Genomic DNA, 26,102 nt, shown 5'->3' on the forward strand with positions numbered 1-26,102 from the left:
CAGACGACGCCCCTATCAGCACAACCAGGGCGGTGAGCAGGACGGCGATGGCTATGCCGACCGCCGCAGCGGCATAGATGGAACGCATGCCCACACGCATCCAGCTATAGATGGGTAACCGCCCGCTGGTCGCTTGCTGGCCGGTTGGCAGAATCCGCCGGGGCTGCCAGGGGTGGTCGCCCGCGAAACCGACTATCAAACTGACCCACCGCCCAACAGCCCGACAAGGCCCTGGCGGTCGAGCTTGCCGGTGGGCAGCATCGGTAACTCGCTCTCGGCAAGGACCGCGATCACGGTCGGCACCTTGAACCCGGAGAGGTTGGCGCGGGCGTGCGCTGTGACGGCATCGATGGACAGCTGGGCGCCGTGCGCCGGCACGACGGCGGCTCCGACGACTTCGCCACGGACGGGGTGAGGCAGGGCGACCACGAAGCTGTGCAGCACGCCGGGCATGGCGTCCAGAACCGATTCGACCTCTGCCGGTGAGACATTGGATCCGGCCGTTTTGATCAGGGCGCTGGCGCGACCGGTGAAGTGCAGATGCCCGGCGTCGTCGAACCAGCCGCGGTCCCCGGTGTCATACCAGCCGTCGGCGGTGAACACCTCGTGGCGTTCCTGTTTGTAGATCGCGTTCATCAGGATCTGGCCGCGCACCTGGATCTGGCCCTCCTGACCCTGCGGCACTGGAAGACCCGCGGTATCAACGATCCGGTGCTGCACAACCCCGGGCAACGGGATTCCGAAGGAACCGCGCCGTTCCGGGGGAAGCGGGGTGTCGGGCACCTCGACCATGGTGTGCGGGCCGCCGGTCTCGGTCATGCCGAGCAGGTTTGGGGTCAGCTCGGGTTCGCTGGGTCGACGGTCGGGCGGGAGCGCCTGCAGCATGGTGCCGCCCCGGACGGTGGACAGGTCGCGCTTGGCGAAATCGGGGTGGTCGGCCATGGCCTGGCTGGCTTGTGCCCAGCAGGAGATGAAGGTGGCTCGCTCCCGTTCCAGCAGGGCAAGCGTGGCGCCTGCGTCGAACACGTCTTGAGCCAGGATCGCGGCTCCGGTGGACAGCGCCTGCAACACCACCATGGTCAGTCCGCCCACCCAGAAGAACGGCATTGGGGAGTAGATGCGGTCGGCGGCGGTGACCCCGCGGTGGCGGGCCAGGATGGCCGCGTGGCGCACCAGGCTGCCGTGGGTGTGTGCGACGGACTTCGGTAGCGCCGTGGTCCCAGACGTCGTCACCAGCACGAGCTCATCGGCAGGCCCAACCTCTTGCTCGACGGAGCCGGTCAAGGGCGCGACCGGAGCCGCGTTACCAGGCCACGGGGTTGCCCAGGCTCGGTCACAGTCGGGCCACACGTGCACCCGCCGCAGATAGGGGACAGCCTCGAGCGCGATCGCCCCTTCACCGTCGGCCAAGCCCGGTAACGCATCGGCTACTCGGGCAACGAGATCGTGGCCGGCGATCGACCGGCCCATCAATAGCACCTGGGTGTCGGTGTGGCGCAACAGCCGAGCGAGTTCGGCGCCCGGGGCAAAGGTCGACAACGGGACGGTGAGCGCGCCGATGCGTGCCGCGGCCAACCAGGCGATGAGCCACTGGGCGCAGTTGGGGAACAGGATGCCGACGCGGGTTCCCTTGCCCACGCCCGATGCCAACAGCGCATCGGCGAGTGCCCTGGACTGCGCGTCGGCCTCAGCGAAAGTGAGCCGCTCGGAGTCGGTGACCAGGAACTCGCCATCAGGCTCGGCGCGCCGCCGTGACAGCAACTCGGGGACACTGCCCGGCAGCCCAAGGAATGCATCCGAGGCGGTCTGCGCCGCGGCCATCAGGCGACGTGCACCGGGATATGCGAGTAGCCGGCTACGTTGGACATTGTCACCCGCCGCAACCCTTCGGTATCCACGGTGAACCGCGGCCAGCGCTCGCGGATCGCGTGCAAGGCCACCCGAGTCTCGAGCCGCGCCAACCAAGAGCCCAGACAGCTGTGCGCGCCATATCCGAAAGCCAGGGTGGTGGAGCCGCCCCGCCTGATGTCGAACGCGTCGGGCTGGTCGTAGGCCCGCGGGTCGCGGGTCGCAGCCCCGGTAACAAGCAGCGTCGGAGATCCGGCGGGGATGGTGCCGCCGTCGAGTACCACATCACGGGTGGCGAACCGGCCCTGATACTGCGAGGGCGGGTTGAGTCGCAGCATCTCCTCGATCGCGCCGGGGACTAGGCCGGGATCGGCGAGCACCAACTCCCACTGATCGGGATTGTGGTGAAAAGCCATGGTGCCGTTGCCAATTAGCTTGGTGACTGTTTCGCTGCCCGCCGCCGCGATCAGCACCGCGAACGTGGCGATGTCCTCGTCGGTGAGCCGGTGCGTCACCCCGGTCTCGTCCTCGTAGGTCGCGTCCACCAGCCTGCTAATGATCAGGTCGTCGGGCTGGCGGCGCTTCTCCTTGGACAGGGCCAGGAAGTAAGCGTTCATCGCCATCGAGTCGGCGACGCCGCTTTCGGTAGCGAAGGGGTTGTTCGGCTCACGGTGCAGGAACCCGTCGGTCCAATGCCGGATCTGCTGGCGCTCTCCCGGGGGGACGCCGAGCATTGAGGAGATGATTTCAACCGGGAACAGCGCCGCGAAGTCGGCCACGATGTCGAAATCGTCTCTGCCACTGAGGGCGTCGGCGTAGGAGGTGACGACGTCGGTCACTAGCGGCTCCAGGTTGGCGATCGCCGCCTTGGTGAAGACCTGGCGGACCAGCTTGCGGAGCAGTTCGTGTTCGGGGGGATCCATGAGGATCAACATCTTGAGTTCGTCGAACCTGTGGCGCATCGACAGTGCGTCCAGGGTGACGCCGTAGGCGCTGCTGAATGTCTCCCAGTCGCGGTGGGCGGCAACGACATCCTCATTCCGGGTCAGGGCATAGAAATCCCACCGCTCGCTGTAGTACACCGGCGCCTCGTCGCGCATCCAGCGATAGGTGTCGTACGGATCGTCGAAAAAACTGTCGGAGTAAGGGTCGAACTCCATCGGGGAGCCATCCTCGCGCTGTTTGGTGACCGATCCTGCACCGTGGTCAGTCGACATCTCAGGCGTCTATCCGCATCATGTTCGACAGGGTGCCGCCCATCACCATGGCGATCTCGGCGTCGCTCAGCTCCGGGTGACGTTCGGGGTAGCTCAGCGGGTCGGCCAAGCCCTCGGGATGCGGGTAGTCCGAGCCGAAGAACAGGTGATCGATCGGCACCAACTTCGCGAGCTCGGCGACGTTCTCCTCCCAGAAGGGATTGAAGTAAATGCAGCGTTGGATGGCCTCGACCGGATCCTCGCTGTAGAGCTGAGGCATCTTCTTGCGGGTGTCCCTGAGGTTCTCCAGCAGTCGCGGCAACCAGGTGGTCCCGTTCTCCACCATGCCAATCCGAAGTTCGGGAAACCGCGTCAGCAGCCCGTGGCAGGCCAGCGCCGCCACCGCGTCCTCGGCCGGGTTGCGGGCCAGGCTGTAGTAGGAGCGGAACGGTGACGGCTGGAACGGCCGGAACTCACCCGAGCCCTCCCAGTCGTTGGCGTAACGGGAATACCCGCTGTCCGACGCATGCATGATGACCAGCACGCCGGTCTCGACGACCCGCTTCCAGAACGGATCGAACTCGGGGAGGGCGAATGACCGCGGGCCGTGTAGCCCGGGTACCGGCGCCGGCCGGATGAGGATGGCGCGCGCACCGCGCTCGACCACCCAGTTCAGTTCTTCGATGGCCTTGTCCACGATGGGCAAGGTGATGATCGGCGTGGTGAAGATGCGGCCCTTGTAGTCGAACTGCCAGGTCTCGTGCAGCCACTGGTTCAGAGCGTGAATGATCGTGTGAGTCGCCTCGGGGTGCTCTCGGAAACGTTCCTCCACCAGGCTCGCCAGTGTCGGGTACATCATCGATTTGTCGATGCCCTGTTCGTCCAGCAATGCCAAACGGGGCCCGGGCTCACGGAACGCCGGGGTCGACTCGATCGCTTTCCCCAGAATCTCGCGGTGCGACTTTCCTTCAGGGTTGCCGTTGTGGAAGTAGTCCTCCTGGGCTCCAGGGGCGGCGACCTTGTCGAAAGTCGGGTTGGGAATGTAGTCGCTGATCTGCCCCAGGGTGGCGATCTTGGTGCGCCCGTCTACTTCGACGTACCGGATCGCGCCGTGGTACTCGGGCGGCAGGAACTTGGTGAGCGCATCGCGTGTCTCGTACATGTGGTTATCACCATCGAAGACCGGATAGCCCAATCGCGACGTCATTGAAATCCTCCTCGTGCCTAGCCGTACCTGCGGTGTAGAACGGCCACTACTCAACATAGCGACAATCAGATGTGCGACTGACTCTAGCATCGAGTGCGTAAAAAGAGGATATACGTTTACTTTTTCGTCGTGCACCCATCTGTTTTACGGGTAACGTGCCTTCTGTGGCGACGCTCGCGTGTTGCCGTTGTCGAGGGCTTTGCGATTGGGAGGAGGTATCGGTGGATCTGTCGCTCACGCGGGAGCAGCGCGCGGTCCGCGACGCGTTCGCGGCCTTGTTCGTAAAACAGGCCACCCCAGAGCGGGTGCGGCGGGCGGAGGCCACTGGCTTCGACGGACTGCTCTGGCGGCACTACGCCGAGATCGGCGCATTGGGTATTGGGGTCCCCTCGGACTGTGGGGGCGGGGGCGGCGGACTCCTCGAATTGGCCCTGGTTGCCGAGGAAGCCGGTCGACGCCTCGCCCCGATCCCGGTCGCCGAGACCGCCGCCGCGGCCCGGGCGTTGGGTCGGCTGCGTGAGAAGGAATTGCTGGGGCCGGTCCTCAGCGGATCTGTCATCGTGTCACTGGCCACGCAGCCCGGCCCGGTGACGCAGCAGTGTTTGGTCGACGGCGCAATCGCGGACGCCGTGCTGGCGCACGACGGAGACTCCCTGGTCTACATAAGTCGCCCGGAAGGCTTGTCCAAAACTGGACATCGCAACCTCGGCGGACTATCGCTGTCCCGCTGGGACGACCCGGGTGCAACCACGATCCTCGCCCAGGGCAGCGAGGCGCGCGCGATCTTCGACACCGCGATCGATGAAGTACGCGTGCTACGCGCATCCGCGCTGGTCGGGTTGGCCTCCGAGGCCGTCGGGATCGGCTCCCGGTACGCGATCGTGCGCGAGGCATTCGGCCAGCCGATCGGAATGTACCAGGCGGTCGCGCATCCGTTCGCCGACGCGGTTGCCGGCCTGGATGGTGCCCAGTTGCTGGTCCGTAAGGCCTGTTGGGCAATGGATTCCGCGAAGGAGGACGCCGGCGCGCTGGCGGCGATGGCGTTCGTGTTCGCGGCCGAGACGGCTTATCACGCGACGACGCACAGCCTGCACGTGCACGGCGGATACGGGTTTATGGAGGAGTACGACATTCAGCTGTATTACCGCAGGGCCAAAGCGTGGGCGGCCGCGTTCGCCGATCCGCGGCGCGAGCTCCTCACTGTCGCCGACCGGCGGTTCGGCCCCGTGACGACCGGAGGTTGGTGACTCGATGGACTTCAGCGAACCTGAGAACTGGACCCGAATCCGCCGCGAGGCAGAGGCATTCGTCGCCGAGCATGTCACCCGCGAGGTGATCGAGCACGAGCGCCGCACCGGCGACGGCGTTGATCGCGCGCTGACCCGCAAGCTGGGGGAGCGCGGCTGGATTGCCGCGGGGTGGCCGATCGCCGAAGGTGGTGCCGGGCTGGATCCGTTCGAGGTGGCCGCGCTGTGGAACGCATTGCGCAAGGGTGGCGTGCCGACCGCGGGCCCTGGTACGACCATGCTGCCGGCCAACGCCATCCGCGCCACCGGTTCGGAGGAACTCAAAGCCAGAGTCCTGCCTGGTGTCGCCGCCGGTGAGGTTCTGATTTGTCTGGGGTACACCGAGCCCGCAGGGGGCTCGGATGTGTTCGCCTGCGCGACCCGATCGCAGCTCGATGGGGATGAGTGGATCGTCAACGGGCAGAAGATATTCACGACGTTCGCCCATCTTGCCGACTACTGCTTTCTACTTACCCGCTCGCAACGCGGATCGGTGGGACCGCGTGGCCTGACGATGCTGCTGGTACCGCTGGACACGCCCGGTATCGAGATCCAGGCGGTGCACACGATGGGTCACGAGCGCACCAATATCGTGTTCTACAACGATGTGCGAGTCGCCGATGCGAACCGAGTAGGTGAGGCGCACGAAGGCTTCGCGGTGATGCGGGCCGCGCTCGAGGCCGAGCAGAATGTCGCCCCCGGTTCGCGCACGGCGTGGGTCGCCGATGATGCACTGGAATTCGCCCGCACGCACCGCGGTCCCGACGGCGCTCAGCTGATCAACGATGTCCTGGTCCGCGAGCGCCTGGCCCGCATGGCGATGGAAGCTCAGGTGGCCGACCTGCTGGACTTGCGGGTGGCCTTCCTCGACGCCGAGGGCGAAAAGCCAGGTCCGGTATCGGCGTTGTTCGGGCCGGAAAGCTACGTGCGCGCATCGGCCGCGGCGGTCGACATAGCGGGGGCCGCGGGCATGATCGACTGGACCGACCCGGAATGCGCTGTGGACGGCGCCCTGGACGCGCACTATCGCAGCGCCGTCGCGTCGACGATCTACGGCGGGTCCAGCGAGGTGCTGCGCAGCCTCATCGTGGAAAACCGCCTCGGGTTTCCGCGTAGCCGTCCACGGCGCTGACGGGCCTCCCCCGCGGACAATACGCCGAGAAGGCAACGCGCTCAAAGGAAGTCGCTGCCTCCGTCGACATTGAGGTGGGCGCCCGTCATGTAGGTGTTGTCGGGTGAGGCACAGAACGCGATGACGGCGGCAACCTCGTGAGGCAGCCCGAGCCGACCCAAATCCACCGACATGCCGTGACCGCGTCCCAGTAGTCCGAAGGCACCCACGGGGTCATCCGTCGCGATTCCGGCGGAGGTGAGCACCGGCCGTGCCCAGTCGGTGAGGATCGGACCCGGGGCGACGGCGTTGACCAAGATGGCATCGCTGGCGAGACTGCGGGCGAGGTTCTTCGTCACGCTGAGTAGTGCGCTCTTGGCCGCGGTATAGCTCACCAAACCCGCAGACTGGTGCTGCACCGACATCGCCGTCACATTCACCACCCGGGCCCACTCGGCGGCTCGCAGCAGCGGCAACGCCGCACGCACACACCGAACCGCGGAAAGCACCCCCTCATCGAATGCCGCCGCCCACTGAGCGTCGCCCAGGTCCTCAAAGCGACCAGCCCCCATTGGCCCGGCGGCATTGACCAGCACGTTGAGTACACCCCAGTGTGCGCTAACTGTCGAAAAGGCGCTGTCGACGTCGGAGGCCGAAGTCAGATTCGCGGGCAACGTCAGCACCTCCGGGCTGCCGGCGTCCGACAATGCCGTGGCGGTTTCCTTCAGCCGGGTGTCGTCTCGGCCGATGACGCCGATCCGCGCGCCCTGTTTGGCCAGGCACACTGCGGTCGCCAGCCCGATGCCGCGGGTGCCTCCCGCGATCACCGCGGTGGCATCGGCGAACCCAAGATCCACGATGGTCGCCGGCTACTTCGGTGCGAACCGTTGGCCGGCGTCGAGTCGGATGGTCGACCCGTTGAGCATCTGGTTCTCGACGATGGAGAGCGCCAGCGCGGCGTACTCATCGGGCCGGCCCATCCGACGCGGGAAGGCCGCGTCGCGGGTCAGCTCACCGGCCATTTTCTCCGGAATTCGTGAGGTAATCCCGGTCGCGAACAGGCTCGGCGCGATGGCGGTAACCCGGATGCCCAGGCTGCCGAGATCACGCGCCATGGTCAATACCATTCCGGCGATCGCAGCCTTCGCGGCGCTATAGGCGACCTGGCCGATTTGCCCTTCGAATGCCGCAATCGAGGAGGTGTTGACGATCACACCGCGTTCCTCGTCGTCGGGTTCGTTGCGACTCATGTGCCAGGCCTGCAACCGGTTCAGGTTGAAGGTCGCGATCAGGTTGAGCTCGATCACGGACCGGAAGGCGTCCAGGGAGTGAGGCCCGCTCTTAGACAGCGTGCGTGCCGAGACCCCGCCACCTGCGGTGTTGATCGCGACGTGCAGGGCACCCAGGTCTTCGACGGCCGCTTCCAGCGCAGTCTCCACGCCGTCGCTGTCGGTCACGTTGCAGGGGTGAAACGACGCGCCGGCGCCCAGCTCCTTGGCGACAGTGGCTCCATCCGACGTCGGCAGGTCCAGCACGGCGACTCGTGCAGCCTGCTCTGCCAGCCGTTCCGCGGTCACCCGTCCCATGCCCGAGGCGCCGCCGACGACCACCGCGCCGCTGCCCTTGACCTTCACGCCAACCCCCTATCTGCTGTCATGATCGGTTGTCCTCCTATGAGGTCATCACCGTACACATAAGTAGAGTGACGCTCTACTTAAACAGCGGGTGATGTATTCGAAATCTGTTACGGTTCGTGGTGGTTGTTCGTCGGTTACCACCGGAGGTGTGATGACAGAGCCCGGCCCCGCCGAGCCGGTTGTGCGGCCCCTGCCGCAACCGAGCATCAGCTCCGAGCCGTTCTGGACGAGTGGCGCCGATGGCCGGCTCAGGATTGCCCAGTGCCAAGCGTGCGGCCGGTACCACCACCCGCCGCGTCCGATCTGTCCGCACTGCCGCGGTGACGAGGTTGCGATGACGCCGGTATCGGGACGCGCGACGGTCGCCGGTTTTACCGTGAATCATCAGCAGTGGCTGCCCCGCCTCCCGCCGCCCTACGTCGTCGCGGTCGTCGCCCTCGCCGAAGACCCCTCGGCGCGGCTCACCACGAACATCGTCGGCTGCGACCCCGAACACGTCGCTATCGGTCTGCAGGTCAAAGTAATTTTCGAGCGGCAGGACGACATCTGGATTCCACTGTTCGAACCGGATTCCGAGGCCGCCGATGCCGGCCCGGTCCCAGGGCCCGGTGATCTCAGTCGCGACGTGCGGCCCATGTCGTCCACTCGCAAGTTCGAAGACAAGGTGGCGCTGACCGGGGTCGGGAGCTCGACGATCGGGCGTCGCCTCATGGTCGATCCGTTGTCGCTGACCGTGACGGCGTGCCTGCGCGCCGTGGCCGACGCCGGCCTAGACCTGGCCGACATCGACGGCCTGGCCACCTATCCGGGCGGACTTGCCGGGGGGATGTCGGAGGGCGGGGTCACCGCGGTCGAGGAGGCATTGCGCATCCGGCCCACCTGGATTGCGGGTGGGGCCGAAGTCCCCGGGCCCAGCGGCTGCGTCGTGGCCGCCATGCTCGCCGTCGCCGCCGGACTGTGCCGGCACGTGTTGTGCTTTCGGACAGTCTGGGAATCGACCCATACCGCCCTGGCCAGGCGCGCGAAGTCCGCGGGAGGGGAAAGCCGGGCGTCGGGCATGTTCGAGTGGCGCGCGCCGTTCGGCGCGATGTCGGCAGCCAACTGGATCGGGGTCAACGCCTCGCACTACTTCTGGCGCTACGGTGGTGACCGCGCCTCGACGCTGGCCCCCATCGCCCTGACGGCGCGGGCGAACGCGTCGCGCAATCCGGCCGCGATCTACCGCGATCGCCTCACCCTGGACGACTATCTGTCAGCACGGATGATCAGCTCGCCGTTCGGCCTCTACGACTGCGACGTGCCGTGCGACGGGGCGATCGCGGTGGTCGTGTCATCGATTGACACCGCGGCGGATCGGCCGAAACCGCCGGTGCTGGTTGAAGCGGTCGGAACCCAGGTGCTCGACCGGATCTCTTGGGACCAGGACACTCTCACGCACGAACCGCAGGTGTTTGGTCCCGCGAAACACCTGTGGACCAGAACCAGCCTGCGGCCCGACGATGTCGACGTCGCCGAGCTCTACGACGGGTTCACCTTCAACGCCGTCTCGTGGCTGGAGGCGCTCGGGTTCTGCGGTGTCGGCGAGGCCGCGGATTTTCTCGACGGCGGAACCACGATCGCGCTGGACGGGAAGTTACCGCTGAATACCCACGGCGGTCAGTTGTCTGCCGGACGGACCCACGGCTTCGGCTTCTTGGCCGAGGCCATCGCGCAACTGCGTGGCGAGGCGGCCGGGCGACAGGTCGCCAACGCACAGGTTGCGGTCGTCACTACCGGCGGTGGTACGCCCGGTGGAGCGCTGCTGCTGAGACGGGAGAACTGATGCGCAGGACGGACGGATGAAGCTGCAACAGGATCCGGAGATCGAGAGTTTCCGCGCCGAGGTCCGAAGTTTCCTCGAGCAGCACCGCCCGCGGGTGCGCACACTGGGTAAAGCCGGGGTGCGCGCACCCGACGCCGAAGACATTCCCGCCCTGCGGACGTGGACCGCCCAGCTGTTTGAGGCCGGGTATGTGGGCGCTGACTGGCCCACCGAATGGGGCGGTGCCGGCACCAAAGATGCGCTGCGCGCGACGGTCGTCGGCGAAGAAATGGCGCGGGCTCGGGTACCCACGCCGATCGGTGCCGGCCTGCTGGCCGCCGCGGCCCTCATCCACTGCGGGCGCCCCGACCAGCAGAGGCGCTACCTGCCCCGGATCCGGACCGGCGAAGACATCTGGTGCCAACTATTCAGCGAACCCAGCGCGGGCAGCGACCTGGCGAGCCTGACCACGCGCGCGCGTCGCGACGGCGATGACTTCGTCGTCGACGGTCAAAAGGTCTGGACCACCAACGGCCAGCACGCCCAACTCGGCTACCTGTTGGCCCGAACAAACCCCGATGTACCCAAGCATGCCGGCATAACCGCGTTCGTCCTGGACATGACGAGCCCGGGCGTCGACGTGCGGCCGCTGCGCGAGATCACCGGCACCAGCGACTTCAACGAAGTCTTCTTCGATGGTGTACGGATACCTGCGAACAATGTGCTCGGCGAAGTCGACCAAGGCTGGAAGGTCGCGACCACGAGTCTCGTTGAGGAGCGCTCCAGTGTGGGCACCGCGGGCATCATCCAGGTGCGTGCGGTACGTGACGCCGTGGTGATGGCGCGGTCGCTGCGGCGCGGATCCGGCCCAGCGCTGGACAACGATACGGTCCGCCAAGACATCGGCCGGCTGTACGCGGCCGCGCGGGTCAGCGTTCGGCTGGGCCAGTACAACTTGTCGCGCGCGTTGAGTGGCGATTCCGATCCCGGCGATGCTCCTTTGGCCAAGGTGCTCTACAGCGAGACCAATCTCGCGCTCACCGAGTTCGGGCTCGGGCTGCAGGGCACCGATGCGCTGCTCACCGAAGACGACCCCGAGGCGATCGCGGGCGGTTGGTGGCAGGACGCATTCCTTTATTCGCGGGCTCTGACGATCGCCGGTGGCGCCAATGAGGTGTTGCGCAACATGATCGCCGAGCGTTCGCTTGGACTGCCCAGGGAACCGCGCGGTTCTTGACGTCTTCGGAGGTAAGTCGTGGATTTCACCGTGAGTGATGAACAACGGATGCTCGTGGAAAGCAGCCGCAAGTTCCTGGCGCGCGAATCGCTGATCAGTCGTGTGCGCGAACTCGCCGATTCCGATGAGCGCGGCTACGACGAGCGCGTTTGGCAGTTGGGCGCGGAACTGGGGTGGGCCGGCTTACTCATCGCCGAGCAATATGACGGTTTGGGGCGCGATCTGGTGGACGTCGCGCTGATCGCCGAGGAACACGGCAGGACGGTGCAGCCGGGCCCGCTCATCGGTAATACCCTCGCGGCAGTGGCGATCTCACAATCCGGACGCGACGACCTGTGTTCGGAGATATTGCCGCTACTGGCAAGTGCCCGGGGCGTCGCAGCGTGGGCCTTCGCGGAGTCGCGCCAGCCGTGGGACGCCGACGGAGTGTGCGCGGTGGCTGCCGAACATGCCGGGGGCTTCCGGCTGAGCGGCATCAAGGTCGCGGTGCAAGACGCCGACGCCGCGGGCTGGATTCTGGTCACCGCCCAGCTGGGAGGCCGCGTGGCGCAATTCCTTGTCGACCGACGGTCCGCAGGAATCGGTGTGCGGCGCCAGCACACCCTCGACATCACCCGGCGCCTCGACGAGGTCGTGTTCGACGATGTTGCGGTGCCGCCATCGGCGCTGCTGCACGCAGGCGACGCTGCGGAAACGGCGGTTGCACACCAAAATCGCTGTGGTGCAGTACTTGTCAGCGCTGACAATATCGGTGTCGGTGAGGCCGTGCTGGAGATGACTGTCCGGTACGCAAAGCTGCGGGTCCAGTTCGGTCGCCCCATCGGTAGCTTCCAGGCGGTCAAACACAAGTGCGCGACGATGCGGATGTGGCTGCAAGCTTCGAAGGCCGCGACCTATTACGCCGCGATGGCCGTGGCCGCCGAGGCGGATGATGCCGAGGAAGCCGCCAGCGTCGCAAAGGCGTACACCTCTTCGGCGATCGCCGCTCTGACCAGTGAGGCCCTTCAGGTGCACGGTGGTATCGGCTTCACCTGGGAACACGACCTGCATCTCTACCATCGTCGGGCCAAGGCGAACCAGGTCCTGTTCGGTGATCCTTATCTGCACCACGAGCGGCTCGCGGCGGTGCTGGAAACGGCTACCGCCTAGGCAACCGTTCGCCGGCCGAACTGGCGGGCCAACCAGTCCGCGCTGTCGCGTGCCGCGGTTCGCGCCACGGCGGTGTCGGCGAACATGTCGAAGCCATGCACAGCGCCTGAGTAGACATGCAGTTCGGTGGGCACCGCCGCCCGGGATAGTCGCGCGGCGAAATCGATCGACTCATCGCGCAAGCAGTCAGCCGTGCCGACGGCGATGAAAGTCGCTGGCAGACCTTTTAATTCGGTCGCCCGCGCAGGCGCCGCATCTTCTGGCACGTCTTCGGTGCGATACCGGTCGCCGAGATAGCTGCGCCAGCCGAACGCGTTGGATTCCCGGGTCCACACCGGCAATCCTTCGAGCTGGCTCGACTCGGTGCGGCCGCGGTCATCGAGCATCGGATATTCCAGGTATTGAAATGCCAAGGGGGCGTTTACATTATCGCGCCACCGTAGCGACAGGCCCGCCGCCAGTGCCCCGCCGGCACTGCGTCCGGCGATACCGACCTGCTGCGGGTCGACCTCTAGCTCATGGGCGTGTTCAAAGAGGAAGCGCAGCCCGGCCTCGCAGTCGTCCAGCGGCATGGGGTAAGGCGATTCGGGTGCCAGCCGGTATTCGACGCTGACGCAGACGCAACCCAACCAGCGGCACCACTCGATCAGGCGGGCATCGTCCATGTGCCGGTTACCGATCACCATCCCGCCGCCGTGCATCCAGAACAGGACGGGCGGCTCGGCCGCGGCTTCGACGGGTCGTAGCAGCGACAGAGCGACGCCATCGCGTTCGGTGGTCAGCTCGAGGCGCTCGATGTCGGGCGCGGACTGCGGCTCGAACATCGATCCGGCGCGCATGGCCGGAAGCGTGTCGATGGAGAAGTCGAAATCGGGGAATCCATCCAAACTTTCGTTTATCTCCGGGTCGATCCAGGTGGCTTTGATCGTCGCCATTAACCGACACCCATCAGGTGCTTGCCCGCGCCTACGAGACCACCGTCGACGCGGATGTCGCAGCCGGAGATGAACCCCGCGGCGTCGGACTCCAAGAAGGCCACCGCGGCGGCGATGTCCTCGGGACGCCCGGGCAGCGGTCGGTCTGGGCGCTTGACCGGGGTCACGTCGATCATGACCGGGATGATCTGCTGACGATCCAGTTCCAGCCTGCCCATCGGTGTGTCGATCAGGCCGGGTGAGATCGCGACGGTGCGGCCGCCCCTTTTGCCCCACGGCGTGGCCAGCCGTTCTGCTAGCCGGACCACGCCGCGTTTGGCCAGGACGTAGGCCGTGGCACTGTCGAGCTCTTGGCCCATGGCCTGTTCGATCGTGGCGAAGAACCCTTCGGCCAGCGGATCGTCCAGCAACGGCTCGACGCCCGCGGGGACGTCACTGTATCCGGCGATCGATCCGATCAGGATCGCGGAGCTCCCCGGGTTGACCAACGGGAGCAAGGCGTCGGTGATTCGAACCGATCCGGCCAGGTCCACGTCGAGCACCGTCGCCGCACCGGCCATTTCCGGTGAGACACCCGCGGTGTGCACGAGGCAGCGCAGACGCCCGAGCTCGCGTACCCGATCGGCGACCGCGGCGACATCGGCGGGGGAGGTCACGTCGCAGCGCAGCGTCTCGACGTCGGCCCCGTGCCCAGTCAGCGCCTTGCGCGCCTGGTCGAGTAGATCCTCGCGCATGTCCACGAGCAGCAGGCGGCCACGATCGGCCAGCGCGCGGGCGCAGGCCAGCCCCATGCCGCCCGCACCCCCGGTGATCACCAGGACGTTGTTCACAGTCATCCGGCTCCTCTCCATCGGTGGATCACCATCGGCCCCGCTGGCCGACGAATCCGCCGACAAGCCGTAGTGTGCCATAAAAGCAACTTAAAATATGCGATGGAGGAAACCCTAGTTGTCCTAGAAAGAATGTGATGGTCTACTCGACTTGTGAAGGTGACTTTCGAGCCCGATCTCTGTGAAGCCAATGGATTATGCGTGCTAGCGGCGCCCGAAGTATTCGAACTTATCGATGACGACGTCGTCGAGATCCTGTTTCCGGAACCGGCACCCGAGGTGGAGTCCGCCGTCACTGACGCGGTGATTGCCTGCCCTAAGCAGGCATTGCGACTACCTGCGGACTGACCTCAGCGCTTGTTGCAACGCTACATCGCACACGAACGTTGCAGAATACGAACTTATCGTTCTACTCTGAGGGAAGTCTGCCTTACAGCTGACTGCGAGCTTGTTTATCCGTCTGTGCCATGAGGAGTCCTTAATGCTGCCCGACGACGCCAAGATCATTTCCGTCGACGACCACGTCATCGAGCACCCCCGAGTGTGGCTGGACCGCGTCCCCGCCAAGTACGCCGACGTGGCTCCGCGCATCGTCAAGCTGCCCGACGGCAACGACACCTGGCTCTACGAGGGCAGCCAGTCCGGCAACTTTGCCCTCAACGCCGTTGCGGGCAAGCACCCACGCGACTTCGGCATGGACCCGCGCAGCTACGACGACATGTTGCCCGGATGTCATGAAATCGCCGACCGCATCAAGGACATGGACACCGAGGGCGTGTGGGCGCAGCTGTGTTTCCCCAACTTCGGCGGATTCGCCGGCAGCACATTTCACAAGGCCAAGGACAAGGACTTCGCCAAACTGTGCATCAGCGCCTACAACGACTTCATCCTCGACGAATGGTGCGGCTACGCCCCGGAACGTCAGATCCCACTGATGATGGTTCCGTTCTGGGATGTCGAGGCCTCGGTCGCCGAAGTCGAGCGCACCGCGGCCAAGGGCGCGAAATCCATCTCGTTCATCGAGGCGCCGCACAAGATCGGACTGCCGTCGTTTCACACCGACCACTGGGATCCGCTGCTGCGCATCTGCGAGGAAGCGGAACTGCCGCTGTCCATGCACTTCGGCTCCGGTGGGATGCCGCAGGGGCTCGCCCCCGACGGCGACCTGTTCATCGGCATCGCATTGTTCGGATTGAATTCGATGATGGCCACCGTCGACCTGCTGATGTCGGAGGTGTTCTACAAGTTCCCCAAACTCAAGGTCGCGCTGTCCGAGGGCGGTATCGGATGGATGCCTTATCTGTTGGAGCGCATCGACTACTCGTTCGGCCGGCACAAGTATTGGTGCAACATCAACGCCGACAAGTTGCCCTCGGAGTTGTTCCGCGAGCACATCTACGGGTGCTTCATCTCCGACCGGTCCGGGATCGAGCAGCGTCACCGCATCGGTGTGGACAACATCATGTTCGAAAGCGACTACCCGCATTCGGATTCCAACTGGCCACACACCCGCAAGCTGCTCGCCGAACACCTGGTCGACGTACCCGACGAGGAAGCGCGCAAGATCGTCGAACTCAACGCCCGGGCCCTGTACAACTTCTGGGTCTAAACCCGGCCGGCTCGTGACGACCCGGCAACCGCGCCGTTTACCCGTGCCAGCTCGGATACCGCGGGCGTGCTCATCTGCGCATGATGAAAGGTGACCGAATGATTGACCTCACACGGGGAAAGCGACTGCGATGCCGGCTGCGTGGCTCGAAGACGCCGGTGGTCATTCGCGACGCGCTGCCGCAAACCTCGACCGGAAAGGTCCTGCGGCGCGATCTCATCGCCGACCTACTCGGCGCGAAGCGGACAGCGACTTTATGACCGATCAACCGCCGCACCCAACCTTCGACGGAAGCGACAACAATGCCTGACGCGCTCATACTCTCGGCCGCTAGAACACCAATCGGCAGGGCCCGCAAGGGATCCCTGACGTCAGTCGACGCCTACGAACTCGCCGAGGTCGCCGTTACCGCGGCCGTCGAACGGTCACAGATCTCCGTGGCTGACCTCGACGACCTGTTGCTCGCGGAGTCCCTGCAGGGCGGAGGGGTGATCGGGCGCAACATCGCAGTGCGCCTCTGCATGACCAACGTGCCCGGGGTGGCTATCAATCGGCACTGCGCCTCGGGCGCCACTGCCGTGCAGTTGGCGGCGGCCACCATCATGGCCGGCATGGCAGACGTGATCGTCGCCGGTGGAACGGAAAGCGCGAGCACCATGCCGCGGCTGACCAAGGTGGCACCAGGTGCCCAAGAACCAACCCCATGGTCGCCGCAGAGCCATCCCGACGCCCCCGGCATTCCCGCTTTCGATATGTCGGTCACCATCGGTGAAAACACCGCCCGGCTCCACCATGTTACCCGCGAGCAAGCCGACGCCTGGTCCGCACGCTCACAGCAGCGGGCGCTCAACGCGATTGCCAAGGGCTACTTCGATGACGAGATCGTCACCGTCCCAATCAACCACGGCGAAGCTGTGTTCGACACCGACGAGCACCCGCGAGACACCACGCCCGACGCGCTCGCCGGGCTGAAGGTCCTGCACCCGGAACTACCCGATGCGGTCGTTACTGCCGGAAATTCTGCGGGCATCAACGATGCCGCCGCCGCGCTGGTTATCGGAGGCTCTGACTTCGCGTCCAGTCGCGGCCTCACACCGCTGGCACGGATCCGGGGTTGGGCATCTGTGGGCGTGGAGGTCGAACACACCGGAATGGCCCCGGTGACCGCAATCCCGTTGGCGCTCAGGCGCAGCGGTCTCACAGTGGACGACGTGGACCTCTTCGAGATCAACGAGGCGTTCGCCACGATGGCCGTGGCGTGCACGCGTGACCTCGGATTGGACGAGTCAATCGTGAATGTGAACGGCAGCGGTATCAGTCTTGGCCACCCCATCGCGGCGACTGGCGCTCGGATGGTGGTGTCGATCGTTCATGAACTCGCACGCCGCGATTCGCGCATCGGGGTGGTGGCGATGTGCGCCGGGGGAGGGATGGGCTCAGCGATGGTCGTCGAACGGATCTAACTCGAGCCCGAACGCTCAGCGCTGGACGGTGAGCTTGGTGTAACGGCCGCCCAAAAGCCATTCAGACACATAGAGATTTCCGTCGGGGTCCGTTGCGACAGCGTGCGGGGAGTTGAAGCGATCGTGGCTGGGCAGGTGCGGTATCTCCGTACGCCCATCGCCGGCGAGCGTGTTGGGCCAGCCCGGCCGGGTCGGCCACCCCGGGGCGGCAGTGGGGTCGTCGCCGATGTATCCCAGCAGATTGTCCTCGGGATCGAGTACGGCCACTCGCCCATAGAGCTCGGCGACGACCAGCAGGTCGCCCCACTGCGCAAAATCGCTGGGGCTGTTGAGGAACTGTTCACCGAAGGACCGCAGATAGCGGCCGCCGATATCGTAGACCAGCACGCGGGTGTTGACTCGGTCGGCAACGTAGAGCTCAGGGACCGTTTTGCGGCGATCGATGAAAATTGCGTGTGGACATGCGAGTCGTTGGCCGACTTCCTCACCGGTCAGCGTCGACCGATGGTTTCCCTGCTTGTCGAAGCGGTGCACGACACCTGACCCGTATCCGTCCGCCACCCAGATGTCGCCCGTTCCACCGAACCGCTCCTCGTCCACAGCGCAACCACACGGACAATACGGTCCCATCGGGCCGGCGGGGATGTCCGGATTCTGTTGGGGCACAGGCAACTCGGACCGGATCTGACCGTCCACGGTCATCTTCACCACTCGGGGTGCCCGGGTCTGGCAGCGGACTCCCTTGCCGAACATCGGAGTCCAGTCGGGGTCTCCGTCGTCGGCGCCGCAGCTGAACACGAACCCTGGATCGCTCACCCAGAGGAGTTCGTCATCGCCCTCGCGCACGAGAGTGATGCCATGGCCTTCGGTGAGGTCTGTGTCGACCACGCGGAGCAGACGGCCTCCGGTGTCGAACGCGACGAGTCGCCCGGCGTGGAAACTGATGATCTCGCCACCGTCGGTGGCGACGACAGCGTTGTGCACCCAACAGGACGGGGCACCCGGGACGGCGGACAGTTCTGCCCAATCACCGACCACCTCGTAGGAGGGGATGCTAATGGGCCTGCGGGTATCTGATGACACGACGAGCCTTCCGCTCTACTCGGCGGCGATAGCGCTACCGCAGCTCGCCTGAACTTCGTGATATTGACGAAACCCTCTCGGGTTCAGCGTCGTTCGCTCTGGACCACACCTGGCCCGCATCGTCTTCAAACTTGATCCGCACGTCGGGTGCAGCGTTGGGTTCCAACGAATAAAGGGCGGAAGCGTGTTGGTTTGGCCGTAGCCAGCGCGGGAAGTCCACTGCGTTGTGGGCAGCAACAAGGTCCATCCGGTTGGCTAGGAACGCCGGCTGCCGAGTTGGTAAGGCCCCGCCCCTTTCGAGCAGTGGGTGATGCTCGTCGGGCCACGGACCAGTGCTCAGCTTGGCGACGACGTCGGCGATCGCTTGCGTCGAGCGTTTGGCACCGCCGGGTCGAGCGCGTCCTTTGGAGTCGACCGCGCCTACCGAGACCTGTAGGTCGACGGCTAAAGAGGTGCCGTGATTCACCACTGTCACGGCCCAGATCTGCGGGCCAAGAAACGCCACTGGCGTCCGGTAGATCCTTACTTGCCGTGCCGATGCGATGCGTTCGGATTCCACGGTCAGCGCGCCGAGATCGGCGTCGGTCAGATCGGCTGCAATCGCGCTTTGCAAGCGGCCCTCGAAGTCAGCATCCCCATGACCAATGTAGCGCGGACAGATCCCTTCCCTTGTCAGTCGCTGCGTCACGTTGTCAAGCCAACTCTGGTCGTCCGAACTGGGCCCGTGCGAAGGTGATTCGGCGATGAGCCAAACGAGTACCAACTTGCCGGCTCGCTTTGCGCGCTCTACGTCACCCATCACCTCAACGACATCGCGGCCCATCGGGTCGAAGAGGGCGATGAACGCGTCGCAGCGGTCGGTGATCCCGCTTGACGGAATTAACGCAATCTGGGTCCGCTGCCCGCTCGCGCAGTTCCACCAATTCAGAGCATGACCAATGGCGGTGCGAGATCGCCCCGGGTCGTCGGGCGAGGCGATTGCCACCTCCATAACGTGGGCGGGGAACACTTTCTCATCTCCTCAGAGATACGTCAGCACTCAAGCGGTGCTGCGATGGATGACGTTGAGTGCTTTTTAATCTACCGGTCCTTGCTTCAGTGGGAAATGACATCCTACTATAGCGAACACAGCCTTGTAGCTTAGTGCTGATCGACCGGTTGCAACATGGCTCGCAGGCGTTCGCCAGTGAACAGGAGGGACATTGTCGACGGAGGGAAGCGTGCTGGAGTTCGACCCGTTCAAGCCTGGTCCCGCTGACGAGTTGCCAGCGGTTTACGCGGCGCTGCGAGAGCGGTTTCCGGTCTACCGGACCGGTACGAATATCTGGGTGATATCGCGATTTGATGATGTGAAGGCCGTTCAATCCAATCCCGCTGTTTTCTCGTCCCGTCCCAACCCCTACGAGGGAGATTCAGCACCGGCGGATGCCGAGATGAAGCCCGAGGTCATCGAGCGACTCATGGCCCTGACCGCGGGGATTCCCGTCGACATGAACGAGATGGCCTCCGCCAAGACCATCGCCGCCGCGGACCCGCCTCAACACACCCGGATACGCAGAATCGTGAGCAGGGGTTTCACACCCCCTCGAATCAAGGAGATGGCTGACGCGATCGCCAAGATCGTCGACCGCTGCCTAAGCGGTATTGACGAGCTTCCCAGCTTCGACCTGGTCGAGCGGCTGGCTATTCCACTGCCGGTGGAGATGATCTGCCACATCCTCGGTATCGACCGAAGCGAGTACGGGCGCGCCAAGTGCTGGTCCGACGCTTTCGCCGCCGCCGCCGGCGGCAATTTCAGCAGTGCCGCCGAACGCAACGAGTTGATGTTGACGACGATCAAGGAGTTCAGCACCTACTTCGTGCCGTTGATCGAAGCGAGGCGAGTTGAGCCGAGGAATGATTTGGTCAGTGCGATGGTCGCGGCGATCGACAACGAGTCGCTGAGCAACGTCGAAACATTGATGGTGGCGATCACCATCATGGTCGCCGGCAACGAGACGACCACGAACCTCATCGGCAATGCCGTGGTCGAACTGCTGGCCAACCCCGACCAGCTCAAATTGTTGCTCGACGATCCGTCGTTGTTGCCCAACGCCGTCGATGAGGCGAACCGGCTGACGACGCCGATCCAGTTCGCATTTCGGGAGGCGACCGAAGACACCGTCGTCGCTGGTACGACGATTCCGAAGGGGGCCATCATCGCTCTGCACATGGCCGCCGCGAATCGCGATCCGCGTCGCTTCGACGAGCCCGATCGTTTTTTGATCACTCGTCCTCCCGGTAAAAGCCTGGCCTTCGGTCACGGCATCCACTTTTGTCTGGGTGCTCACCTGGCAGGGCAGGAAGTGCGCGCGGCGATCGGCGGGCTGCTGCCCTACCTCGACCGCCTCAAATTGACCGATGCGCCGCTGGAACGCAACCCGACGGCGCTGCTCAACGGGTGGCAACGGGTCGAACTAGCGTGGGTGTCGTAGTGGCCCTGGGGAATTCCCGTTGAACGCGGACAGATAACGATGTTGACGGCATCGATGCTGCTAGACCCGGCAGTCCTGCAGAACCCCTACGCCTTCTACGCGATGCTGCGGGAGCAGGCGCCGGTCTGGATGGTGCCTGGTACGGACGTCGTCGCAATCAGCACTTTCGCACTGTTGTCGGAGGCGGTCGCGCGGCCCGAGGATTTCTCCTCGATCATGCGTTGTCTGCTTTACCGCGATCAGGATGGACTGCCTGCGCGCCTCGATTTCGGTGAGGCGGCCATGCCGACGCTGGCGACCGCGGACCCGCCCGTGCACACCACGCATCGGCGCGCGGTCTTCCCCGAATTAGTGGCACGGCGCATGCGCACCCTGGAGGACGACATTCGCGCGTTGTCAGCGGCCGCAGTCAAGCAAGCCCTAGATGACGGCAGCTTCGACTTCATGGCGAAGATCGGCAACATGGTGCCGATCACCGTGGTGGCCAGGCTGATCGGTTTTCGCGACATCGACCCCATGCAACTATTGGAAGCGGCCTTTGACTCCACCACGATGGTGGGCGGCACGATGTCAATGGATGAGCTCAGTACTTTTGTCGCGCGCACCGAGACTATCGAGGCCTGGATCGCCGATCAGATCGCGGGCACCGGCGAGGGGGGAGAAGAGGGAATCCTGCTGGCGGTTCGGCGGGCGCTGGATGCTGGCACCTTGCGCATCGGGGAGGCCACCATCATCCTGCACACCATGCTAAGCGCCGGCGGGGAGTCCACGACCAGCCTGCTGGGCAATGCGGTCGGGATGCTCGCTGAAAATCCCGGATTACAACAGCGGCTGCGCGAAAAGCCGCAGGACATCGATGTTTTCGTCGAGGAGGCGCTGCGGCTCGAGTCACCGTTTCGGCAAATGATGCGCAGCGTGCCACGAGACACCACGCTCGGCGGCGTCGAGATCGCCTCGGGCTCCACGGTGTTGCTTCTCTTCGCGGCCGGGAACCGCGACCCCGCTCAGTTCAAACACCCCGACCGAATCGACCTGACGCGCGAATCCCCCAAACGTCACCTCGCTTTCGGGCACGGCATTCATTTCTGCGTCGGGGCGGCTCTCGCGCGTATCGAAGCCCGTGCGGTGCTCGGCGCAATCCTCGAGCAGACCCGATGCTTCACGCTCGACGAGGATCGCGCACCGCGGTGGGTGGACAGCCTGTTGGTCCGTCGGCACGCAGAACTCCACGTCTGCGCTGCTCCCCGGTGAGCTATGAGTCCCGACAGCGAGGGGGAGGGGAATGTCGCCTCCGTCAATGGAGTTGGAAAGCTATAGCTGCTCGATCGTTAGATAACGGCGATCTCGGTGGGCGCGCGGGAGGCGAAGTCGATCACTCGCGCGCCGGCGGGCTGGACATCAGGTATCGGCTGGATGTCGCTGCCCACAGCGTCATCGAGGTGGACGACGACGCCGGCGGGTGGTTGTTCGATCGGGTGATGGCCGGGTGGGACGCCACTGTCTTCCTCGCCGCCGACGCCGATGTGCGAGAGCTGATAGCGCGGTCCTGCTGTGAGCGGACCGGCCAGCGAATGCTAAACGACATCATCGAACAGCGGCTCGGCCAGTTCGGTCATTGCCGATCGGCCTCGAAGCCACGCCGAACCGCGCGTTGCCCAGTGCTCCCGTTCCAACACCTGGGCTAGAGCGAGTGCGCTACCCGACGCCAGAATTCTGGAGTCCCATTGCTTGGCGTGATCAGCCAAGCGTGCGGCCTCGTTGACGGCGTCTCCAATGACCGTGTATTCGTAGCGGTTCTCCGCGCCGATATTGCCTGCGAATACCGCACCGGCGGCCACTCCGATACCGAAGTCCACCAGTGGCAGCGCCCTCAGTTCCGTGCCGAGCGCGCGTGCCGTCGCGAGCGCCGCCGAAGCCGGTTCATCAATGTCGATGGGTGCTCCGAACACGGCCAGGACCGCGTCGCCTTCGAACTTATTGATCAGGCCGTGCTGCTGGTGCACGGCCGCGACCACTATGCGGAAGAAGTCGTTCAGGATGCTCGCGACTTCCTCGGGCCGCCGGCCGGCGGCGATCGCCGTTGACCCCACCAGATCGACGAAGAGTACGGCGACATCGCGGACGTCACCCGATAGGGAGCCATCGTGTTGAAGTGCCTGGCGTGCCACGTCTGCGCCCACGTGGCGCCCGAAGAGGTCCCGGAGGCGTTCCCTTTCCTCAAGGCCTGCCACCATCCGGTTGAATCCGACCTGGAGTCGTCCGATTTCGGAGGGCTCATACACCTCGACGAGCGCCCCGCCATGGCCGTGCTCCACCTCGGTCATGGCGATGACGACTTCACGAACTGGGTCCGAGATTGACCGGGCAACCAAGATCATCGCGCGAAACCCCAAGGCGAGGGATGCCACAGCGAGCACCAGAACCGGTGTTTCGATTGGCGCTGACTTCGGCACAAGCCACCCGTTGGAGCGCGACAAGACGATCAATGCGATTCCAGCGATGGGTAATGCACTAAAGAGGACCCACGTAATCATCACTCGTGCAAGTACCCCCGGCATTTCGCTAGAGGGTTCGGCGGTCTTCATTGACGCCGCCAGGATGGGCCGCAGGATGCGTTGAGTTATCAGATAGCCCATGGAGGCGGTGGCCGCACCCCCGAACAGAATGGCGGTACCAATCACGCAGGCGACGGCGCCGCCGGCGTGAAAGTTGACCAGAACCAACACTGCGCCGCCGACAGCCCAGATGCCGAACTGGACGACGGTCTGGCGGGCGGCTATGCGCATAGCCGCGCGCTGTTGAGCGGGCGTTGGTTCGGCGCCATCGGCGAACCAACGGAAGGACGGAACCATATTCAAGACACCGGCCACACCACCGACGGTTGCCGAGATTGCGACCAGACCGCACACAGCAATCAGGTTCTTTCTGCTGGAGAGGATGCCGGGGTCCCCGCCGCGGTTACGGGTGAGCGAGACGATCATCAAAGAGACTGCGCCGGCGGCCAGGAGGTGCGCGGAGGTCAGCGCAGCCGCATAACTGAGCCCAAGACGAATTGCAGCTTTGCGCCCGGGAGTCCGGATTGACAGCCATGGAGGATAGGATGATTCCACTGGTAGACCATCACTTCCGTTTAACGCATCTAACGACTACCATAAACAGCATTAATTGTTCTACTTCGTAGGTATCCAAACTTCGCGCACGTTAAAACCCATGACGAGGCCAGGACAAGACTGAATGACTGCGCACACGACGCTGATTCCGCACTTCATCGATGGGCAGCGCACCACCGGGCAGTCCGGTCGCAGCGCTGACGTCTTCGACCCCAGCACCGGGGGTGTTCAGGCGACGGTGCCGATGGCCGGCCAGGCCGACATCGATGCCGCGGTGGTATCGGCCGTCGAGGCCCAAAAGGGTTGGGCTGCAACAAATCCCCAGCGGCGCGCGCGGGTGATGATGCGCTTCATCGAGCTGGTCAACAAGCACAACGACGAGCTGGCCGAACTGCTGTCCCGCGAGCACGGCAAGACACTGGCCGACGCCAAGGGCGACATCCAGCGCGGCATCGAGGTCATCGAGTTCTGCATCGGCATCCCGCACCTGCTCAAGGGCGAATACAGCGAGGGCGCCGGCCCGGGCATCGACGTCTACTCGCTGCGCCAGCCCCTGGGCGTGGTCGCCGGCATCACCCCGTTCAACTTCCCGGCGATGATCCCGCTGTGGAAGGCCGGCCCGGCGCTGGCCTGCGGCAACGCGTTCGTGCTCAAGCCCAGCGAGCGGGACCCCTCGGTGCCGGTGCGGCTGGCCGAGCTCTTTGTGGAGGCGGGCCTGCCGCCCGGGGTGTTCCAGGTGGTGCACGGCGACAAAGAGGCCGTCGATGCCATCCTGAACCACCCCGACATCCAGGCGGTCGGGTTCGTCGGCAGCTCCGAGATCGCCCAGTACATCTACGCCGGGGCCGCGGCCACCGGCAAGCGTGCGCAGTGCTTCGGCGGCGCCAAGAACCACATGATCGTGATGCCCGACGCCGATCTGGATCAGGCCGTCGACGCCCTGATCGGGGCCGGCTACGGCAGCGCCGGCGAGCGCTGCATGGCGATCAGCGTGGCGGTCCCGGTCGGTGACCAGACCGCCGACCGGCTGCGCGCCCGGCTGATCGAGCGGGTCAACAACCTGCGCGTGGGCCACAGCCTGGACCCCAAGGCCGACTACGGCCCGCTGGTGACCGAGGCCGCCGTGGCGCGGGTGCGCGACTACATCGCCCAGGGCGTGGACGCGGGAGCCGAACTGGTCATCGACGGCCGCGAACGCGCCAGCGACGACCTGGCTTTCGGTGACGCCAACCTCGAACGCGGCTTCTTCATCGGCCCCACCCTGTTCGACCACGTCACACCGGACATGTCGATCTACACCGACGAGATCTTCGGTCCCGTGCTGTGCATCGTAAGGGCGCACGACTACGAGGAGGCGCTGCGGCTGCCGTCCGAGCACGAATACGGCAACGGCGTGGCGGTTTTCACCCGCGACGGCGACGCCGCCCGCGACTTCGTCGCCCGCGTGCAGGTCGGCATGGTCGGTGTCAACGTGCCGATCCCGGTGCCGGTGGCCTACCACACCTTCGGCGGCTGGAAGCGTTCGGGCTTCGGCGACCTCAACCAGCACGGCCCCTCGTCGATCACCTTCTACACCAAGACCAAAACCGTGACGTCGCGGTGGCCGTCCGGCATCAAGGACGGCGCCGAATTCAGCATTCCGACCATGAATTAGGCGAGCCCTTGTAAGTAACCACTTTCAATCAACCGAGCAACTTTCAACCTCGAACTGGTGACGGAGGCCGTCGAGGCGGCCGCCGCAGCCGGCCGGCAGGCTACCACCAGCGCCGAAGCCGCGGCACTACTCGGCCTACCACGGGCCATGGAATCGGTGCCGCGTAACGATTGCGGATTCGAAATCGGTTGCGGGACAATGATAAGAGAGAGCTGGTTAATGAGTTACGGATCTGGTGATCCGGAACGGCTCGATCGTTGACGGTTCGAGGGGAGTGCCCGAGCGGGGTTATGTCGCGGTGCGTGGTGGTGTCATCGTGGCGGTTGGTTCGGTCGATGTATGGGCACGCGTGAGATCGATGCGGCAAGCCTGTTGGTCACGCCCGGGTTCATTGACCTGCACACCACAGCATCTGAGCTGCTCGCAAGGTAATCCTGGCATCGAGCGGACGCCTCGTGCCGATGACAACATT

At 65.0% G+C, this 26,102-nt stretch carries 22 protein-coding genes and 1 pseudogene; 12 read left to right on the forward strand and 11 right to left on the reverse strand.

The genetic code is table 11. The features are described from left to right. Positions 1–195: 195 nt before the first annotated feature. The 3 genes from OCU_RS31495 to OCU_RS31505 are packed head-to-tail and all read right to left on the reverse strand — an operon-like array spanning position 196 to position 4,251. A complete protein-coding gene (locus tag OCU_RS31495; protein WP_009953669.1) occupies positions 196–1,821 on the reverse strand; it encodes a class I adenylate-forming enzyme family protein in 1,626 nt (541 codons plus the stop codon). Continuing rightward, positions 1,821–3,065, reverse strand: a complete 1,245-nt coding sequence (locus OCU_RS31500; RefSeq protein WP_009953671.1) for a cytochrome P450 — start codon at positions 3,063–3,065, stop codon at positions 1,821–1,823. Before OCU_RS31500 ends, OCU_RS31495 begins: the two co-directional genes overlap by 1 nt. 1 nt (position 3,066) lies before the next feature. Further along, positions 3,067–4,251 carry an amidohydrolase family protein gene (locus OCU_RS31505; protein ID WP_014379493.1) on the reverse strand — a complete coding sequence of 395 codons (1,185 nt, stop codon included), beginning with the start codon at positions 4,249–4,251 and terminating at the stop codon, positions 3,067–3,069. Positions 4,252–4,472: 221 nt separating this feature from the next. Here OCU_RS31505 and OCU_RS31510 point away from each other — a divergent pair, with 221 nt between their 5' ends. Then, positions 4,473–5,498 carry an acyl-CoA dehydrogenase family protein gene (locus tag OCU_RS31510; RefSeq protein WP_009953676.1) on the forward strand — a complete coding sequence of 342 codons (1,026 nt, stop codon included), beginning with the start codon at positions 4,473–4,475 and terminating at the stop codon, positions 5,496–5,498. Positions 5,499–5,502: 4 nt separating this feature from the next. Beyond that, a complete protein-coding gene (locus tag OCU_RS31515) occupies positions 5,503–6,669 on the forward strand; it encodes an acyl-CoA dehydrogenase family protein (RefSeq protein WP_009953677.1) in 1,167 nt (388 codons plus the stop codon). 41 nt (positions 6,670–6,710) lie between these two features. On the opposite strand, the gene OCU_RS31520 is transcribed toward OCU_RS31515, so the two are convergent. After that, entirely contained in the window at positions 6,711–7,505 is a 795-nt protein-coding gene (locus OCU_RS31520) for an SDR family NAD(P)-dependent oxidoreductase (protein WP_009953679.1), read from the reverse strand. Positions 7,506–7,517: 12 nt separating this feature from the next. Further along, entirely contained in the window at positions 7,518–8,282 is a 765-nt protein-coding gene (locus OCU_RS31525; RefSeq protein ID WP_009953681.1) for an SDR family NAD(P)-dependent oxidoreductase, read from the reverse strand. Between the two features lie 154 nt (positions 8,283–8,436). Between OCU_RS31525 and OCU_RS31530 the strand changes: the two genes are divergently transcribed. Genes OCU_RS31530 through OCU_RS31540 form a run of 3 tightly spaced genes read left to right on the forward strand, consistent with a single transcriptional unit; the run spans position 8,437 to position 12,472 of the window. After that, the gene (locus OCU_RS31530) at positions 8,437–10,107 is read left to right on the forward strand and encodes a thiolase C-terminal domain-containing protein (RefSeq protein ID WP_036396781.1); all 1,671 of its coding nucleotides are present in this window, start codon (positions 8,437–8,439) and stop codon (positions 10,105–10,107) included. A 16-nt stretch (positions 10,108–10,123) separates the two neighbouring features. Then, entirely contained in the window at positions 10,124–11,323 is a 1,200-nt protein-coding gene (locus OCU_RS31535; RefSeq protein ID WP_009953683.1) for an acyl-CoA dehydrogenase family protein, read from the forward strand. 18 nt (positions 11,324–11,341) lie between these two features. Continuing rightward, positions 11,342–12,472: an acyl-CoA dehydrogenase family protein gene (locus OCU_RS31540; protein WP_009953684.1), complete on the forward strand. Its 1,131-nt coding sequence runs from the start codon at positions 11,342–11,344 to the stop codon at positions 12,470–12,472. Here the strand turns inward: OCU_RS31540 and OCU_RS31545 are convergent. Together OCU_RS31545 and OCU_RS31550 are read right to left on the reverse strand one after the other, a co-directional pair. Next, entirely contained in the window at positions 12,469–13,407 is a 939-nt protein-coding gene (locus tag OCU_RS31545; RefSeq protein ID WP_009953686.1) for an alpha/beta hydrolase, read from the reverse strand. The genes OCU_RS31540 and OCU_RS31545 overlap by 4 nt on opposite strands. Beyond that, positions 13,407–14,243, reverse strand: a complete 837-nt coding sequence (locus OCU_RS31550) for an SDR family oxidoreductase (protein WP_036396783.1) — start codon at positions 14,241–14,243, stop codon at positions 13,407–13,409. The genes OCU_RS31545 and OCU_RS31550 overlap by 1 nt, the downstream gene beginning before the upstream one ends. A 153-nt stretch (positions 14,244–14,396) precedes the next feature. On the opposite strand from OCU_RS31550, the gene OCU_RS31555 reads away from it, so the two are divergent. The 3 genes from OCU_RS31555 to OCU_RS31565 all read left to right on the forward strand — a co-directional run bounded on the left by OCU_RS31555 (position 14,397) and on the right by OCU_RS31565 (position 17,309). After that, the gene (locus OCU_RS31555) at positions 14,397–14,585 is read left to right on the forward strand and encodes a ferredoxin (protein WP_372457228.1); all 189 of its coding nucleotides are present in this window, start codon (positions 14,397–14,399) and stop codon (positions 14,583–14,585) included. Positions 14,586–14,718: 133 nt separating this feature from the next. Next, entirely contained in the window at positions 14,719–15,846 is a 1,128-nt protein-coding gene (locus OCU_RS31560) for an amidohydrolase family protein (protein WP_009953692.1), read from the forward strand. Positions 15,847–16,148: 302 nt separating this feature from the next. After that, positions 16,149–17,309, forward strand: coding sequence for a thiolase family protein (locus OCU_RS31565; protein WP_009953694.1), 1,161 nt, complete (start codon positions 16,149–16,151; stop codon positions 17,307–17,309). A 15-nt stretch (positions 17,310–17,324) separates the two neighbouring features. On the opposite strand, the gene OCU_RS31570 is transcribed toward OCU_RS31565, so the two are convergent. After that, entirely contained in the window at positions 17,325–18,392 is a 1,068-nt protein-coding gene (locus tag OCU_RS31570) for an NHL repeat-containing protein (RefSeq protein WP_225341449.1), read from the reverse strand. A 34-nt stretch (positions 18,393–18,426) separates the two neighbouring features. Then, entirely contained in the window at positions 18,427–19,383 is a 957-nt protein-coding gene (locus OCU_RS31575) for a hypothetical protein (RefSeq protein WP_014379499.1), read from the reverse strand. A 229-nt stretch (positions 19,384–19,612) separates the two neighbouring features. Between OCU_RS31575 and OCU_RS31580 the strand changes: the two genes are divergently transcribed. After that, positions 19,613–20,866, forward strand: a complete 1,254-nt coding sequence (locus OCU_RS31580) for a cytochrome P450 (RefSeq protein ID WP_009953698.1) — start codon at positions 19,613–19,615, stop codon at positions 20,864–20,866. Positions 20,867–20,905: 39 nt separating this feature from the next. Next, positions 20,906–22,117: a cytochrome P450 gene (locus OCU_RS31585; RefSeq protein WP_009953700.1), complete on the forward strand. Its 1,212-nt coding sequence runs from the start codon at positions 20,906–20,908 to the stop codon at positions 22,115–22,117. Positions 22,118–22,238: 121 nt separating this feature from the next. Here the strand turns inward: OCU_RS31585 and OCU_RS51770 are convergent, their stop codons facing one another. Together OCU_RS51770 and OCU_RS31590 are read right to left on the reverse strand one after the other, a co-directional pair. Next, the gene (locus tag OCU_RS51770; RefSeq protein ID WP_263644111.1) at positions 22,239–22,364 is read right to left on the reverse strand and encodes a hypothetical protein; all 126 of its coding nucleotides are present in this window, start codon (positions 22,362–22,364) and stop codon (positions 22,239–22,241) included. Positions 22,365–22,440: 76 nt separating this feature from the next. Beyond that, entirely contained in the window at positions 22,441–23,847 is a 1,407-nt protein-coding gene (locus tag OCU_RS31590) for an adenylate/guanylate cyclase domain-containing protein (protein WP_014379500.1), read from the reverse strand. A gap of 253 nt (positions 23,848–24,100) precedes the next feature. Between OCU_RS31590 and OCU_RS31595 the strand changes: the two genes are divergently transcribed. Together OCU_RS31595 and OCU_RS51625 are read left to right on the forward strand one after the other, a co-directional pair. Continuing rightward, on the forward strand, positions 24,101–25,630 hold the full coding sequence (locus OCU_RS31595; RefSeq protein WP_014379501.1) for a CoA-acylating methylmalonate-semialdehyde dehydrogenase: 1,530 nt from the start codon (positions 24,101–24,103) through the stop codon (positions 25,628–25,630). 232 nt (positions 25,631–25,862) lie between these two features. Continuing rightward, positions 25,863–26,035, forward strand: a pseudogene (locus OCU_RS51625) (D-aminoacylase); the annotation flags it as partial. Positions 26,036–26,102: the final 67 nt, after the last annotated feature.

The sequence above is a fragment of the Mycobacterium intracellulare ATCC 13950 genome, assembly GCF_000277125.1.
Classification (GTDB): Bacteria; Actinomycetota; Actinomycetes; order Mycobacteriales; family Mycobacteriaceae; genus Mycobacterium; species Mycobacterium intracellulare.

Excerpts from the sequence above, each read along its gene's own strand:
- OCU_RS31495 (WP_009953669.1), bottom strand. The coding sequence starts at position 1,821 with ATGGCCGCGGCGCAGACCGCCTCGGATGCATTCCTTGGGCTGCCGGGC.
- OCU_RS31500 (WP_009953671.1), bottom strand. The coding sequence starts at position 3,065 with ATGTCGACTGACCACGGTGCAGGATCGGTCACCAAACAGCGCGAGGAT.
- OCU_RS31505 (WP_014379493.1), bottom strand. The coding sequence starts at position 4,251 with ATGACGTCGCGATTGGGCTATCCGGTCTTCGATGGTGATAACCACATG.
- OCU_RS31515 (WP_009953677.1), top strand. The coding sequence starts at position 5,503 with ATGGACTTCAGCGAACCTGAGAACTGGACCCGAATCCGCCGCGAGGCA.
- OCU_RS31530 (WP_036396781.1), top strand. The coding sequence starts at position 8,437 with ATGACAGAGCCCGGCCCCGCCGAGCCGGTTGTGCGGCCCCTGCCGCAA.
- OCU_RS31535 (WP_009953683.1), top strand. The coding sequence starts at position 10,124 with ATGAAGCTGCAACAGGATCCGGAGATCGAGAGTTTCCGCGCCGAGGTC.
- OCU_RS31545 (WP_009953686.1), bottom strand. The coding sequence starts at position 13,407 with ATGGCGACGATCAAAGCCACCTGGATCGACCCGGAGATAAACGAAAGT.
- OCU_RS31550 (WP_036396783.1), bottom strand. The coding sequence starts at position 14,243 with ATGACTGTGAACAACGTCCTGGTGATCACCGGGGGTGCGGGCGGCATG.
- OCU_RS31560 (WP_009953692.1), top strand. The coding sequence starts at position 14,719 with ATGCTGCCCGACGACGCCAAGATCATTTCCGTCGACGACCACGTCATC.
- OCU_RS31565 (WP_009953694.1), top strand. The coding sequence starts at position 16,149 with ATGCCTGACGCGCTCATACTCTCGGCCGCTAGAACACCAATCGGCAGG.
- OCU_RS31575 (WP_014379499.1), bottom strand. The coding sequence starts at position 19,383 with ATGGAGGTGGCAATCGCCTCGCCCGACGACCCGGGGCGATCTCGCACC.
- OCU_RS31585 (WP_009953700.1), top strand. The coding sequence starts at position 20,906 with ATGTTGACGGCATCGATGCTGCTAGACCCGGCAGTCCTGCAGAACCCC.
- OCU_RS31590 (WP_014379500.1), bottom strand. The coding sequence starts at position 23,847 with ATGATCGTCTCGCTCACCCGTAACCGCGGCGGGGACCCCGGCATCCTC.
- OCU_RS31595 (WP_014379501.1), top strand. The coding sequence starts at position 24,101 with ATGACTGCGCACACGACGCTGATTCCGCACTTCATCGATGGGCAGCGC.